This is a genomic window from Kitasatospora sp. NPDC048715 (assembly GCF_043198905.1).
GTDB lineage: Bacteria > Actinomycetota > Actinomycetes > Streptomycetales > Streptomycetaceae > Kitasatospora > Kitasatospora lactacystinica.
The window spans coordinates 293037-306700 of sequence record NZ_JBICVH010000010.1; the positions used below are offsets into that span (position 1 = coordinate 293037).

Below are 13664 nucleotides of genomic sequence, written 5' to 3' on the forward strand. Positions count from 1 at the left end.
GGTGCGCCTCGGCGTGAAGGAAAGAGCGATACCTGGCGTTGAAGCCATCGCGGTCAACCAGCCTGCGGTTCAAGCGAGTTGCCGAGACTCAGTGGCCAGGGCGAGAGCATGCCGAAGAGGAGGCGCACTACCGGCCATTGCAGTCCGTGCCGTAGCGGACACTGACTGCACGCAAAATGATGACGCGCCGTCAGGGTGCTGGCAAGGGTTCGCGATAGGAAAAGTTTTCCTGTACGCCAAGCTGTATGGGCTCTACTCGGCCGACCCACTACGATCGATCTGACTTGGGAGGTGCCGATGCCTGGAGAACCCAACCCCCGACGCCGGAGGCTGGGCGCCGAGGTGCGCCACCGTCGCGTTGAACTCGGGTGGTCGCTGGAGGCATCGGCCAAGCAACTCGGGTACGGGTCGGCAAGCACCGCCCACAAGATCGAGTCCGGCCACCAGAAGATCACCCTCCAGCAGCTCCCCCACTTCCTCGGCGTCCTCGGAGTCACCGAGCCGGCCGCTCAGGAGTTCTGGCGGGAACTGGTGGTCAGTGCGAACAGCGACGACTGGACCGAACGCTTCCCCGGCGACGCGGACGACCCCTTCGGCAGCTACTACACCGACATCGAACTCGCCAGATCAGCCTTCCTCTGGTCCCCGACCGCGCCGCACGGCCTCCTCCAGCACCCCCTCGTCGAACGAGAGATCATCGAGGCCGGGCGCGGCTGGAGCACCCCTGCCGACATCGACCGGTTCGTCACCATGCGCGCCGAACTCCGCGAACGCGTCCTCTCCCGGCAGCCACCGCCGACGATCACCTCCGTCCTCACCGAGGGCCAGCTCCGGCAGGAGATCGGCGGACGGACCGGAGCACGCCAGCAGGCCAGGCACCTCGCAGAACTGGCGAGGACCGTCCCCGGCATCAAAATCCTCGTGCTCCCCTTCGCCGCCGGCGCACACGCGGGGATAGACGGGCCCTTCATGTTGATGAAGTTCCCCACGGGCCGCACGAGCGTCACCATCGAAGGCAGGCGTTCAGCTCTCCACATCCACGAGGCCGACGTCGTCGCCGAGTACAGGTCCGTCAGCGAGCACATGATGGACGACGCCCTCTCCGCCGAAGACTCCCTCACCTTCCTGGAACAACTCGCTGAGGAATACGCATGACCCTGCACCGCGGCGCGCCCGTCCCCACCGTCCCGCGCACCGACGCCGACCCCGTCTGGCTGGCCCAGCAGCTTGCCCAGGCCCAGTGGCGGTCCGCCAGCACCGGCGGTACGAACTGCGCCGAGGTCGCCCTCCTGCCACGCGGGATCACCGCCGTACGCGACTCCCTCAACCCTGACCAGCAGCCCCTGGTTCTCTCCGACGCGGCCTTCGAGCAGTTCGCCGACGCGGTCATCGCCGACCTGTTCCGCAGGCCGCCCGGCCTCGACTCGAACCCCGTCACCGCGACCGGCAAGAACGACCTCGCCGCCGAGTGGCTGGCCACTCACCTCGACTCGGCCACATGGCGGTTCGGGGACAGCGAGAGCATCGGCGTAGCCTTCCTGCCCCGTGACGTCACAGCCTTCTGCAGCCCCCTCGGCCAGGACAGGCGCCTCCTCATCTTCGCGCAGCCCGAGATCACCGACTTCTTCGCAGGCATCAGAGCCGGGCTGTTCCGTCGGTGAGGCGGCAGTAGCTGTAGCGGCGAGCCTGAATTCGTGTCACGACGTTCCGTTGTGCAGCCTGCTGTCCAGGTACGCCCGCACCGGTCCGAGCAACCCGTGCGCCACGAACTCGGGGGCCGGGTGCCGGGTCGTGGGTGACCCACGCGGGCGCGGCCAACTCCCCAGTTCAGTCCCGTTCGGCGGCAACTCGCGCAAGGTGCGCCAGCAAGGCAGCTGTGTCGGTCAGGTCCGGCAGCACCACCTCGGCGCCGGCCACACGAAGGTCAGAAGCGGAATGGACCCCCGTGGCGACGGCCACGATATGAACCCCGCTGGTCAGCGCGGCCTCGACGTCCCGGGGAGTGTCACCGACCAGCACCACAGGAGCACCTGCCGGGAGAGCATGGGCGACGTGGACGCGGTCTCGGGCCACCGCGACGAGTGCCGCCCGATCCCGGTGGTCGGCACCATAGGCACCGACCTCCAGGTTCACCAGGCCGTCGAGCCCGAAGGCTGCCAGCTTCAACCGGGCGTTCGCCGCGATATTCCCGGTCAGCACCGACGAGACGACCCCGGGCTCCTGCGCGAGAGCGGTAAGGGCCTCCCGAGCACCGGGCAGCGCGCGGCCGCGCAGCCGCAGCTCCTCCGACCGCGCCCGGCCGGCCGCTTCGAGAGCGGCCTGGACGACATCCCACCCCGGCTGGACCAGACCGTCACGGTCGAACATCTCTCGCATGATCAGTCGATCGGTGCGCCCTTCTGTCACCGCAGGGCCAGAAGGCCGACGCTGCGCCACGGCCTCGAAAGCCGCCGCATAGATCTCCTTGCTCACTCCCGCGTTGTCGATGAGCGTGTGGTCGATGTCCCACAGGACGATGAGCGCCATCGGGCCAGCGTAGGCAACCCGTCTGGTGCGCGTCGGCCGCTGCGCGTCCCAGGACGTCCTTGCGAGTCCTACCGCCGTCCGGTTGGATATCTGCTGTGAACGAGCGATTGCGCTCCGCACTCGCCCAGCGTGGCGTCTCCCCAGTGGAGCTCGCGGCGGCCTGCGAGGTGGACCCCAAGACGGTGACCCGCTGGTTAGGCGGTCGACTGCCGCATGCACGCCACCGGTGGAATGTTGCACGCCACCTGACGGTGGACGAGGACTTCCTCTGGCCCCAGGCCCGGCCCCAGACCGGACAGGCGTCCGGTCCCGGCACTGGCCTCGTGGCTACGTACCCCGACCGTGCCAGCGTCCCGCGGGAGATGTGGCTCTCTCTCCTGCTGGAAGCAGAGCAGGGCATCGACGTGCTGGTGTTCTCGGGGACGTTCTTCGCCCAGTCGAACCCCCGCATCGCCGCCATGCTGGCGCAGCGCGCGGCGGCCGGGGTGAAGGTCCGGCTGTGCTTCGGCGACCCGCAGGGCCGCGCGGTGGCGATCCGCGGACGCGAGGAGGGCATCGGCGACGCGCTCGCAGCGAAGATCGGCGCCTCGCTGACCTACTACCGGCCGCTGCTGGGCACGCCCGGATGCGAGATCCGTCTGCACGACACCACCCTCTACAACTCGGTGTTCCGTTACGACGACGACCTGCTGGTCAACCCGCACGTGTGGGGCCAGCCGGCGTCCGCCAACCCGCTGTTGCACCTCCAGAAGGGTGGCGACCTCGGTTGGTTCGGCGGCTACGCTTCGAGCTTCGACGCGGTCTGGAACTTGGCCCGGCCGTGGACCGACGACGCGCAGGAAGGTCAGCCTCGTGGCCGGCAGGACTGAGTACTACGGCGATCCGGACGCACCGGCCGCGAACTCGCTGGTGCCCGCGAGCAACCTGCTCGTGCAGAACGAGGCCGGCGAGATCCTGTTGCAGCGCCGACGCGACACCGGGCAGTGGGCCCTGCCCGGCGGGAAGCAGGACATCGGCGAGTCCGCCGCCGACTGCGCGGTGCGCGAGTGCGAGGAGGAGACCGGGATCAAGGCGGAGATCACCGGACTCCTCGGCGTCTACTCCAACCCGGAGCACATCGTCGTGTACAGCAGCAACGGCGAAGCCCGCCAGCAGTTCGAGGTGGCGTACATCGGCCGCCCGATCGGCGGCACCCCGACGGTCAACGACGAGGCCGACGGTGTGCGCTGGGTGAAGCCGAGCGACCTGGACGAGTACGACATCCACCCGAGCATGCGCCAGCAGATCGGCCACTTCCTCAGCGGCAGGTACCCCTACCTCGGCTGAGCCGCGGCGGCGAGCCGGTGTTCGGTGCGGGCCACCGCTGCCTCGATCTCCGGCTGCGCGCGGTGGATGAACCGTCCCACCAGCGTGTCGGCTCCGTAGCGGGCGAAGATCTCCGCGACCCGCTCGCTGGCGCTGGTGGGCATGCCGTCGGGAGTGGTGGTCATGTCGCAGAAGATCAGGGCGTCCACCAGCACCTGGTCGTCGAGCAGTGGGAACTCCCGTTCCAGGGTCTCGCGCAGCCCGCGTTCCTCAGCCTCCAGCAGGGCGAGCGAGTGGTTGGCCACCAGCCGCACGAGCCGCGTGTCCGCGCCCTGCTGGCCCTCCAGGAACCGTCCGCCGTCCAGGGGGTGGAAGCCGGTCGTGGCAAGCCGAGGTGCGTAGCCGACGTCATGGAGCACGGCGGCGGCTACCAGCAGGCCGCCGTCCGGCCCGGCGACCGAGGCCAGCTGCGCGGCCCGCCGTGCCACCCCCTGGGAGTGCGCCCATCGCCTCGGCAGGGTGGCCGACAGCTCTTCTTCGGCAATCCGCCACGCCCACTGGGGCAAAGTCTCCGTCATGCTGTCGGCCTTCCCGCCCGGCGGGCGCTCCATACGCTGTGTCCAGGAGCTGTCCGGGCCACGGCTGCGGTGGCCCGGACAGGATCCTCTCCGGTGTCGCCGAACAGGACGTGGCGCGTCGGCGTTCGGTTCGGCTATCCGGCTGCTGCCGGGGCCAAGGACTCGCGGCCGAGCCAGCGCCGCAGCACCTCCGGTACCGTGACGGTTCCGTCCGGCTGCTGGTGCTGTTCCAGCAGGGCCGGTACCAGGCGGCTGGTGGCCAGCCCGGAGCCGTTGAGGGTGTGCACGTAGGCGGCCTTGCCTGCTGCGGGGCGGTAGCGGATGTTGCCGCGCCGGGCCTGGTAGTCCCGGGCGTTGGACACCGAGCTCACTTCGACGTAGCCGTCGATGCTGGGCAGCCAGACCTCGACGTCGAAGGTCTTGGCCATCGAGGCGCTGGTGTCCTCGGCGGCGAGGCGGGTGATGCGGTGGTGCAGGCCGAGCGCCTCGACCAAGTCGGCTGCCTTGGCCAGGAGTTCCTGGTGGGCGGTGTCGGAGTGGTCGGGGTGTGCGAACTGGAACATCTCGACCTTGTTGAACTGGTGGCCGCGAAGGGTCCCGCGGTCGGCGGCGCGGTAGCTGCCGGCCTCGCGCCGGTAGCACGGCGAGTAGGCAACGTACTTGCGCGGCAGTTCGGACTCTGCCAGAACCTCGTCGCGGTGCAGGTTGACCAGGGCGGTCTCCGAGGTCGGCAGCAGGAACCGCTGTGGTCCGGCCGGCCCCTGTTCGAGTGCGAAGACGTCCTCGGCGAACTTGGGGAACTGGCCCGCGGTGTAGCCGGCCTGGTAGGTCAGCAGGTGGGGCGGGAGGATCAGCTCGTAGCCGTCCTGCACGTGGGTCTCGATGAAGAAGTTGAGCAGTGCCCATTCGAGCAGGGCGCCGTTTCCGCGGTAGACCCAGTTGCCGGTGCCGCCGAGCTTGACGCCGCGCTCGTAGTCGATCAGGCCGAGTCGGCGAGCCAGGTCGACGTGGTTGTGCGGCTCGAAGTCGAAGGCGGGCCGGGCGCCGTGCTCGCGGACGACCTGGTTCTGCTCCTTGCCTCCTGCCGGCACGTCCTCGTCGGGCAGGTTGGGCAGTTGGTCGAGGAATGCCTGGCGCTCGCCGGCCAGGGCGGTGAGCTGCTCCTCCAGGGCGGCAAGACGGGTACCGAGCTCGGTTGCCTCGGTGCGCTTGGCGACGGCGGCCGGGTCCGCCTGGTTGAGCCGCGCGATCTCGCGAGAGAGCTGCTTGCGCTCGGCGCGCAGCGTCTCGACCTCTGTCATGCCGTGCCGGTACTTCTCGTCCAGGGCGAGGAAGTCGCCGAGGTCGATGTGAACGGCTCGCTTCGCCAGCGCGCGTTCGACGCGCCGGGGGTGCTCGCGGATGACGGTGATGTCCAGCATTTCGGGTCCCATCGATCAGTCGGAGTCCGACGTGATCCCTTGGGAGCGTGGGCGAGAAGGGAACTCGCGGTGCCACCACGCCTTCGCCGCCCCAGGGGACGGCCTCGACAGCTCGATAACGGGAGCGAACCGGCGGGGCATTGGGCCGAAGCCGGCCGTTCCTCCCCACACTCGGGAGGGGATTCGCCACAGGACGCGAGGCTGCCTTCCCAGCTGCCGGCAGCTCTCTCGGCTCGCGTGCCCTGCGGCTACTTGTCTCCGTCAGCGCGTTGCCCAGAGGATAGAACGCCCGGGCGCCGCGAGCAACGCCGAATCGCTGTCCAGATTCGGCCGATCACTCTGAGTGGCGGCCAGGTGATCGGCGCGGGCCGGTGCCGCGCCGGCTCCGCAGCCGCGTTGACGGGTCAGGGCGAGGGCGGCGCTGATGCCGGGTGCATGGCCTTCCTGGGCGGGGCTCTTGTTTCACCGCTCTGCACAAGGGAGGTCGGAGTGGTTCAACGGGTGCTCTCCTCGACGACGAACGGGCCGACCACGAGTGCGTCCAGGCCGCACCTCAGGAAGGTCGCGACAGCATCGCTCGGGGTGCAGACGATCGGCTCGTCCGCGCCGTTGAACGAGGTGTTCAGCACGACGGGCAGGCCCGAGAGCTGGCGGTAGGCATCGATGATGTTCCACAGCAGAGGGTTTGTGTCCCGGTGCACCGTCTGAACGCGGGCAGAGCCGTCCACATGGACCACGGCTGGGAGGTGATCTCGCTGGTGCCGGTGCACGGCGGCGGTCGCCAGCATGTACGGGTAGACGAGTGCGCCGGCCGACGGCAGGGCGAAGAAGGCGTCGGCGCGCTCTGCCAGTACGGCTGGCGCGAACGGGCGGAACGCCTCCCGCTGTTTGATCATGGCGTTGATCCGGGCGGCGGTCGTGGCGTGTTGGGGAGAGGCCAGGATGCTGCGGGCTCCCAGTGCCCGCGGTCCGAACTCCATGCGGCCCTGGAACCAGCCGATCACCTTCTCCGCTCTCAGCAGCCGCGCGGCGTCCCGGTGCGGCTCGGCCGTGCGCCGCACCCGGTACCGGCCGGCGGGAATGCTGCTCAGCGCCGAACGGATGGTCCCCTCGTCGTAGGACGGGCCGAGGAAGGCATGCCGAAGCGGGTGCCGGACCGGGCTGGCCGCTGCGGCCAGCGCCGCGCCGATGGAGGTGCCGGCGTCGCCTGCTGCAGGCTGGATGAAGATCCGGTCGAACCGGCCCGAGGCGATCACGGTGGCATTGGCGACGCAGTTGAGTGCGACGCCGCCGGCCAGGCAGAGCGATCGTTTCGGCACGAGGCGCTGGGCGAAGGCGAGGTAGGAGCCGACCAGCTGCTCCAGGAGGTGCTGGAGGGCGCGGGCGATGTCGCGGTGCCGATCGGTGATCTCGTCCTCGGCGCGCCGGGGCGGGCCGAGGAGTTCGACCAGGGCCGGGCTGAACAGGCTGCGGCGGGCGCTGGGCCGACGGTGGTGGTCGAAGTAGCGCAGGTCCAGGTGCAGTCGGCCGGTGCGCTGGTCGAACCGGGCAAGGCGCTGGATCTGGTCGAGGTACCGCGGGCCTCCGTAGGCTGCCAGGCCCATCACCTTGTACTCGTCACTCTGCGGCCGGAAGCCGAGGTACCGGGTCAGGGCGCTGTACAGGTATCCGAACGAGTGCGGGTACAGGATGTGATGGCGCCGTGTCATCCGGCCGTTGCTGCCGTCGTAGATCGCAGCGGTCTCGTACTCGCCGCGGCCGTCGAGGGTGACGACCAGGGCGTCATCGAAGGGCGAGGTCAGGTAGGCGCTGGCGGCGTGCGCACGGTGGTGCGGCACGGGCATGAGTGGCAGACGGTCCGGTAGCAGGCCGCTGCGGCGAACCGTGTCGTGCAGGCGGCGGCGCGTGCGGTACTTGTCCAGGTCCGACAGCAACGAACCGATCGACGCCGGTGTGCCGTAGCGCAGGTTCGACGGCGCCAGGAGAAGGTGGAGCTTCGGGTCGACGAACAACGCTGCCTGGTCGAGGTCCCGCGGGTGGGTGCCGGTCAGGCTCAGGCAGGCCCGGATCGCCTGCTCGGGGAACACCTTCGTGTTCTTGATCCGGTTCAGGCGTTCCTCTTCGACAGCGGCGACCACCGTCCCGTCGTGAACGATGGCCGCCGCCGCGTCGTGGGTCCCGAAGTTCAGCCCCAGGGTCAGAGTCAACAGCGCACGCCGATCCGCTCACGGCCTCCCGCGCACGGGCGCAGGCTCTCGGGGACCGTTCGTGGCAGGGCGAGGTCGATCACGGCGCGGTCTCCTTGAGCCCGGTGCCGGTGGTACGGGGACCGGGCAACCTTGATCGTGGCGAGTTCCGGAAGGTGTCGACCACCTCATGGACATGGTCCGGTGAGGACATGGTGATGGCGATGGTCTCCACCCGCGGCTCACGGAGCACCCAGGCAAGCGGGCGGAGCCTGCTGCCGGCGCTGCCGGCGCGCGGGTCGATCAGAGCCCCGCGGTTGAGAGGCGACATCCCGACGAAGCCTCGGCCGGTCTGCGAGATCTGGGCCAGATGGGAAATCGGCCAGGAGGACGCGAGGTGGTACTGGGCCGCGACGGCCGTGATCGGTTCCTCCCGCAGGGCGGCGCGGACGGAGGTGGGGCCGTGGCAGTAGGCGTAGACCGCGCCGACCCGACCGGAGGCGAACGCCACCTGAGCGCCGTACCGGTAGAACTCCCTCAACGCCCGCTGATCGTTCAGCAATTCAGGTTGCCCGGTGCGTTTGAGATCTACTTGGAGCACCACGGCATCGATCCGGCCGATACCCAGCTGCGCGGTGGACATCTCGATGGCCGTGTTGACGCGAGCCTCCAGATCACCCCGCAGCGGGCACTCCGCCTTGACCAGGTGACGGAGCCCGACGACCGGGCCGACCTCGTCCAGCACCTCCCGCACCGCCCACTGCGTGCCGAGGTGCGGGTTGGAGTGGATCGTGCGTACCCCGGCGGCCAGCGCGGTGCGCAGAGCGTCCAGGCCGGGCTGCGAGTCCTTGCCAGGCCGCAGACGTCCGGCCACGAACGTCGAGGTGCCGAAGCACAGGCGTTCCAGGCCTGTCACATCTCACCCCGGGCTTCCAACGCCTCGCGGGTCAAGATGGTGCGGAAGTGCGCGATCGACTTCTGCTCACCGACGACCTTGTCGAACCGCAGCTCGCCGAGCTGGTCGCGGTAGTGCTTGCGGTTCGGGTTGTCGATGTCGAACTGCTCGCTGTCGCGGTAGCCCGTCAGCCGCTTGAACGTCTCCCGCTTCTCGTCCAGCGGCATTCCCCACAGGACCGGCGGGTTCTTCTGGCTGATGCAGACCGTCGTCATCCCGTTCGGGCTGATCCGCAGCTTCCAGCAGCCGCCGCACGGGTAGTCCCAGGAGAACATCGCGAGCACCGCGACCTTCACGCCGGTGTCGCCGATCTCGTAGTAGTTGTAGCTCGGGTTGTCGCCCTCGATCGACTCGCGCCGCACCGGCCGCAGTTCACCCGCCCTGGCGAGCGCTTCGAGGATCGCCGACTCCTCCACGAACTGGTTCTTCCAGAACGCCTCGCCCTCGGCGCCGAGCTGGGCGGGGTTGGAGGGGAAGAACTGGTTCAGCTTGATCGCCAGCTGGCCCGCCCCTCCGCTGTTGTTCAGCTCACGGGCGTAGTCAATGAAGGCGGGCAGCTCATGAAGGGTGTCGCGCATCGTCACGCACGAGATCTTCGTCAGGGTCGGCAGCAACTCGACCGAACGCTCGATGCTGCGCAGCGTGTCGCTGTGGAAGCCCCTCCGGGTGATCAGCAGGTTGCGCTGCTCGTCCAGGGTGTCGATGCTGACGATCGCCCGGGTCAGGCCGGCGTCGACCGCTTCCTCGATGAAGTGGTGCAGGCGGTAGCCGTTGGTCGTGACGATCTGCTGCTCGTAGCCGATCGCCTTGCCGGCACGCAGCAGATCCACGAAGTCCCTGCGCACCGTCGGCTCCCCGCCGGTGTAGTGGACCCTCCGGAGGCCGATGTCGTAGCCGGCCTGGAGGACCTCGATCGCCTCCTCCAGCGAAGGCTGGACGATGACCCCTTGCTTCCCCTCCGGCAGGCAGTACTGGCAGCGGATGTTGCAGCGGGACGTAATGCCGAACCGGAGGTTCCATTTGCGCATACCGGGCGAGTACCGGCTTCCCATGACCTTCAGGGAATTCTTCCTGATCTCGTTTTCCACGGGCATCTGCCTTTCAAGAGAAAGTGAAGTCCAGGAGGAGCGCTGCGCAGATTGAAATCAGCTCCAGAAGCTGGTGCCGCATCTCAGGTTTCGATTTCCTCGCGCCGCCAAAACCGAGAATCCCCCCAATTCTGGCGGGCCTAATGGGTGCCTTCCAACCACGTTCCGGGACGTTCCAGGGACGTCCCGAGACGTATCCGCTGGGGGCCGCCCCTGGCGTACCCACCTGTCCTATCCTTCGGAGGTGGCAGCGCAGGGCCGGGCCCCACTGCTGCGAGCAGCGGGGAGACTGGATCAAGGATCCTGGCGCGGAGATGCGTGCTGCCCAGCCTGACTAGCGGTTTGCGTCAGCAGGGCTCGATGACGCTACGCCTGGAGGTCGAACTTCCGCATTCGCAGGGAAATATGACCCCAGGTAACGACCGCTTGATGATGAGCAACCAGCGCGAGGCCGCCGGTAGGCGACGCCTTGTACGCCGTCCGCCTCCGCTAGCCCGGGGGCATGAGAGGAGCGAAAAATGGCAGGTCAACCGGATGAGGAACTGTTGCTCGCGGTCAATGAGCTGGGGGCGGTGCACGACCGATACGACAGCCTCCGCTCGGACAACGCCGGCTCCGGCGGCGACGACCCGTGGCCCGGAGGCGACGGCAATCTGCACGACAGCGAGTGAGTGAGCCGGCTGGTGGGCGTACCGGTATCCGGACGCCCACCAGTCGGTACGGCCTGGTGATCGAGTTCAGGGGAGATTCGCGTGGAACACAAGTTGATCAGGGCCGTGGAGTCGGCTCTGGGCTGGGCGGGACCGGAACGGGTCGGTGATCGGTTCGCGAGGGGACACACGGGGGTCGAAGACCTGTCGAGGCGGTTGCTCACCCCGCAACGGCTGCTCGACCTGGTGATGCGGCGCAGTCTCGCCCGCCCGCAGTTCCGGGTGTTCCAGGAAGGTGTGGAGGTCCACCCGGCGGTCTACTTCACGGACAGCGTCAGCCCCAGGGGCCAGAGCATCTCCTTGGTCAACATGAACGCCCTGGGGCGGCTGATCAGCGAGGGCGCGACGCTGATCCTCGACCAGGCGAACGTCGCCGATCCGACGCTGGAGGTAGCCTGCCGCGCGCTGCAGTGGTGGAGCCAGGAGCGGGTCCAGGTGAACGTCTACTGGACTACCGGCGAGGCGGAGGGGTTCCCGCTGCACTGGGATGACCACGACGTGATCGTCGTCCAACTGGCGGGCGAGAAGGGCTGGGAGGTCCGTGGTACTTCGCGAACCGCGCCGATGTACCGGGACGCCGACCCGAACTCCACGCCGAGCGAGGAGGTGATCTGGTCGGGACTGCTTCGCGCCGGCGAGGTGATGCACATCCCGCGGGGCCACTGGCACCGGGCCACTCGTGTCGGCCACGGGGACGCCGGTCACTCGCTGCACGTCACCTTCGGCATCACCAGGCGGACCGGGGCCAGTTGGATGGCCTGGCTCGGCGACTGGTGCCGCGAGCACGAGGTCTTCCGGCACGATCTCGACCGCGCTCCGGGTGCCGACGCCAGCCAGTTGATCACCGCCGCGCGGGAGCTGGTGGACTCGCGGCCTCCGGCCGCGTTCCTCAGCGACTACCAGCGGACCGCCGCGCCGGCTCGGCAGGTGCCGCACCTGGACGTACTCGGCCCACTCACGGCGACGGTCTGCACCACGAACTTCCGCCCGGACATCCGCCCGGGTGACAGCGTGGTGGAGGTGACCGCGGCTGGTCGACGTCTCAGCTTTGCCGCGAAGGCGGAGCCCGCGCTGCGACTGCTGCTCAGCGGACACCCCGTGGTCCTGGCGGAGGCCGAGGCCGCTGTCGGCACCGAGGTACATGCGGTGGCCGGCCTGCTGGCGAAGGAGGGGTTGTGCGCGCCGCTGACCGACGAGTTGTTCTCGGGCTACACCGGTCTCGTCACGAACGCCACCTCCTGACGGCGGCGCTGGATCACGGAGTGACCGCGATCGATACCGCGTTCAACTACCTGGACTTCACCTCGCACGCCACGCTCGCCGACGTGGGCGGGGACCTGCTGTCCGGCTTCACGGTCTCCACCAAGGTCGGCTACTTCCCGGCCGCCGGCGGCCGGACGCGTCACAGCCTCGATCCGGTGGAGCTTCGCGCCGCGCTGGAGCAGACGATTCGGGACCTGGGACGTGCACCGGACGTGGTGCTCCTGCACAACCCGGAAGCCTCGCTCACGGCCGGTGAACGAGGCGAGGAGCAGTTTGCCGCCGCCTGCGCTGTCCTGGCCGAAGCGGTGACGGCCGGGTCTTGTGGGGCGTGGGGGATCGCGACGTGGAACCCGCGTGCCGTCGCCACGCTCGATGCCCCGCTTCCGGTCGCGCCGGACGTCCTGATGGTCCGATCCGGGCTGCTCGTCGGCCACGAGGTCCTGGCCGTTGGTGAAGTCCTCGCCCGGGGATGGGGTATTCCAGCCGAACGCCGATGGGGCATGAGCCCGTTCGGCGGGAACCCTGCCAGCCCGCCCTGGCGCCGGAGCGACCCGCGTCTCTTCCTGGCCGGTGCCGCGGGTGAGTCGACTCCGGTGCAGGCGGCCTTCCGGGTCGCCTTCGAGCTGCCGCTGGTGGGCGCGGTCGCCGTCGGCACCGACAGGCCGGATCATCTGCGCGAGCTGGTCGACGCCGCCGGGCTGGCGGTCAACGCCGAACTCATCGACGGGTACCGGCGTCTGCTGGCTGAGCGGGCCGCTCGTCAGAGTGGTTGAAGCGCGTGGATCAGCTGCTCGGCCTCGATCCGGGCCGGGGCTACCCGGGGGTCGTCCGGGCGGGCGTGAGGGCCGGCGATCTTCGCCAGCACGAAGAGGCGCATCACCATGCCGTCGCGACTCTCAAGGTCCGCCCGGCGCTCGCGGCGTACGCGGTCCGCGAGCGCCGGGACGGCGAGGGATGCGGCCAGCAGCGACGCGGAGTCCAGGCCGTGCGGCGCCATCCCCCAGTCCTCCCAGTCGAACAGGCAGAACTCGGGACCGGTGACGTTCGCCCAGTTCAGGTCGGCGTGCGCCGCAGACCACGAGAGCACTTGGGTGTTCACCGCCAGGGGGAAGGCGGTGCGGATCACCTGATCGACCAGCTGCTGGGTGATCGGCTCGGTGTCCGGCGTCGCCACCCTGGGCGTGGGCTGGGCGGCGAGCGCGTCCAGGGAGGCGTTCAAGGCCTTCCACCAGCCGTCCGAAATCTCGGGATCGGTAGCCAGGACGGCTGTGCCGACCGGACTGCCCGGAATGCGCGACGTCTCGTCCGCTCGCCAGATCGCCCCGTCACCTGCGTCGCGCCACGCCACTGAACTCACCCAGCGGGGCATCGCCACACCGGTCAGCACGGCAGCGGTTTCCGTGCCGGCCCAGCCCTGCTCGCGGGCCCTCGCCCACGGACGGCGCTCGATGCGGACCCAGGTGTCCCGATCGGTTCCCGCTCCGACCGACCGGCGCTTCCTGACGACGCCGGTCCGGTCGAGTGCTGTGCCGAGGCGCTGCTCGACCAGTTCCAGGATGTAGTCGACCGGCTCCTTCCGGAGGTCCATCACGCGGCCACCTGCTACGGAGAGCGTCATGATGGTGACGGTAG

14 protein-coding genes are annotated in these 13664 nt (G+C 69.2%); 7 read left to right on the forward strand and 7 right to left on the reverse strand.

Annotated elements, in window-relative coordinates:
- Nucleotides 1–297: 297 nt before the first annotated feature.
- Nucleotides 298–1155 carry a helix-turn-helix transcriptional regulator gene (locus tag ACGFSC_RS20845; RefSeq protein WP_359905010.1) on the forward strand — a complete coding sequence of 286 codons (858 nt, stop codon included), beginning with the start codon at nt 298–300 and terminating at the stop codon, nt 1153–1155.
- A complete protein-coding gene (locus ACGFSC_RS20850; protein ID WP_359905007.1) occupies nt 1152–1661 on the forward strand; it encodes a DUF397 domain-containing protein in 510 nt (169 codons plus the stop codon). Before ACGFSC_RS20845 ends, ACGFSC_RS20850 begins: the two co-directional genes overlap by 4 nt.
- Nucleotides 1662–1827: 166 nt before the next feature.
- Here ACGFSC_RS20850 and ACGFSC_RS20855 read toward each other — a convergent pair whose 3' ends face one another.
- A complete protein-coding gene (locus ACGFSC_RS20855) occupies nt 1828–2526 on the reverse strand; it encodes a haloacid dehalogenase-like hydrolase (protein ID WP_359905005.1) in 699 nt (232 codons plus the stop codon).
- 95 nt (nt 2527–2621) lie between these two features.
- Between ACGFSC_RS20855 and ACGFSC_RS20860 the strand changes: the two genes are divergently transcribed.
- Nucleotides 2622–3395 (forward strand): helix-turn-helix transcriptional regulator, encoded by a 774-nt coding sequence (locus ACGFSC_RS20860; RefSeq protein WP_359905002.1) that lies wholly within the window; start codon nt 2622–2624, stop codon nt 3393–3395.
- Complete coding sequence (locus ACGFSC_RS20865; protein WP_359904999.1) at nt 3379–3852, forward strand: NUDIX domain-containing protein; 474 nt, start codon at nt 3379–3381, stop codon at nt 3850–3852. The genes ACGFSC_RS20860 and ACGFSC_RS20865 overlap by 17 nt, the downstream gene beginning before the upstream one ends.
- On the opposite strand, the gene ACGFSC_RS20870 is transcribed toward ACGFSC_RS20865, so the two are convergent.
- The 5 genes from ACGFSC_RS20870 to ACGFSC_RS20890 all read right to left on the reverse strand — a co-directional run bounded on the left by ACGFSC_RS20870 (nt 3840) and on the right by ACGFSC_RS20890 (nt 9999).
- The gene (locus ACGFSC_RS20870; RefSeq protein ID WP_359904997.1) at nt 3840–4409 is read right to left on the reverse strand and encodes an HD domain-containing protein; all 570 of its coding nucleotides are present in this window, start codon (nt 4407–4409) and stop codon (nt 3840–3842) included. The genes ACGFSC_RS20865 and ACGFSC_RS20870 overlap by 13 nt on opposite strands.
- A 134-nt stretch (nt 4410–4543) precedes the next feature.
- Complete coding sequence (serS, locus tag ACGFSC_RS20875; protein WP_359904995.1) at nt 4544–5830, reverse strand: serine--tRNA ligase; 1287 nt, start codon at nt 5828–5830, stop codon at nt 4544–4546.
- A gap of 494 nt (nt 5831–6324) precedes the next feature.
- Nucleotides 6325–8037 carry a carbamoyltransferase C-terminal domain-containing protein gene (locus ACGFSC_RS20880; protein WP_359904992.1) on the reverse strand — a complete coding sequence of 571 codons (1713 nt, stop codon included), beginning with the start codon at nt 8035–8037 and terminating at the stop codon, nt 6325–6327.
- 79 nt (nt 8038–8116) lie between these two features.
- A complete protein-coding gene (locus ACGFSC_RS20885; RefSeq protein WP_359904989.1) occupies nt 8117–8932 on the reverse strand; it encodes a hypothetical protein in 816 nt (271 codons plus the stop codon).
- A complete protein-coding gene (locus tag ACGFSC_RS20890; protein ID WP_359904987.1) occupies nt 8929–9999 on the reverse strand; it encodes a radical SAM protein in 1071 nt (356 codons plus the stop codon). Before ACGFSC_RS20890 ends, ACGFSC_RS20885 begins: the two co-directional genes overlap by 4 nt.
- A gap of 578 nt (nt 10000–10577) precedes the next feature.
- Here ACGFSC_RS20890 and ACGFSC_RS20895 point away from each other — a divergent pair.
- The 3 genes from ACGFSC_RS20895 (at nt 10578) to ACGFSC_RS20905 (ending at nt 12805) form a co-directional block, all read left to right on the forward strand.
- On the forward strand, nt 10578–10730 hold the full coding sequence (locus tag ACGFSC_RS20895; RefSeq protein ID WP_359904984.1) for a hypothetical protein: 153 nt from the start codon (nt 10578–10580) through the stop codon (nt 10728–10730).
- Nucleotides 10731–10811: 81 nt separating this feature from the next.
- The gene (locus tag ACGFSC_RS20900) at nt 10812–12011 is read left to right on the forward strand and encodes a JmjC domain-containing protein (RefSeq protein WP_359904981.1); all 1200 of its coding nucleotides are present in this window, start codon (nt 10812–10814) and stop codon (nt 12009–12011) included.
- The gene (locus ACGFSC_RS20905) at nt 11945–12805 is read left to right on the forward strand and encodes an aldo/keto reductase (protein WP_359904978.1); all 861 of its coding nucleotides are present in this window, start codon (nt 11945–11947) and stop codon (nt 12803–12805) included. Before ACGFSC_RS20900 ends, ACGFSC_RS20905 begins: the two co-directional genes overlap by 67 nt.
- On the opposite strand, the gene ACGFSC_RS20910 is transcribed toward ACGFSC_RS20905, so the two are convergent.
- The gene (locus tag ACGFSC_RS20910) at nt 12793–13650 is read right to left on the reverse strand and encodes a hypothetical protein (protein ID WP_359904975.1); all 858 of its coding nucleotides are present in this window, start codon (nt 13648–13650) and stop codon (nt 12793–12795) included. The genes ACGFSC_RS20905 and ACGFSC_RS20910 overlap by 13 nt on opposite strands.
- Between the last annotated feature and the right edge of the window lie 14 nt (nt 13651–13664).